Origin of the sequence: Stenotrophomonas sp. GbtcB23, assembly GCF_019091045.1 — a bacterium.
Taxonomy (GTDB): domain Bacteria; phylum Pseudomonadota; class Gammaproteobacteria; order Xanthomonadales; family Xanthomonadaceae; genus Stenotrophomonas; species Stenotrophomonas rhizophila_A.
This window is the reverse complement of sequence record NZ_JAGXKC010000481.1, coordinates 1-257: the sequence shown is the minus strand read 5'-3', so window position 1 is coordinate 257 and position 257 is coordinate 1. Positions and strand designations below refer to the sequence as shown.

At 67.3% G+C, this 257-nt stretch carries 1 protein-coding gene; it reads left to right on the top strand.

The window, feature by feature from the left end:
* The coding region (locus tag KVS69_RS19835; RefSeq protein ID WP_217539815.1) for a hypothetical protein at positions 1-257 on the top strand (257 nt) is incomplete at both ends.

Below are 257 nucleotides of genomic sequence, written 5' to 3'. Positions count from 1 at the left end.
CACAGCGACGGCCCGGCCGACTGGTTCGTGCCCAGCCAGGGCAACAACGTCGGCCGCAGCGTGAGCTACTCGCTGCTGCCGTCGGAACTGGTCAGCACGGTGGAAGTGAACAAGTCCTCGCAGGCCAAGCTGCAGGGCGGCGGCACCACCGGTACCGTCAACATCATCACCCGCACCCCGCTGCAGTTCTCCAAGCAGATCAGTGCGGAAGCATCGGTCGGCGCCGTGCGCTCCGACCAGGCCGACTCCACCGATCC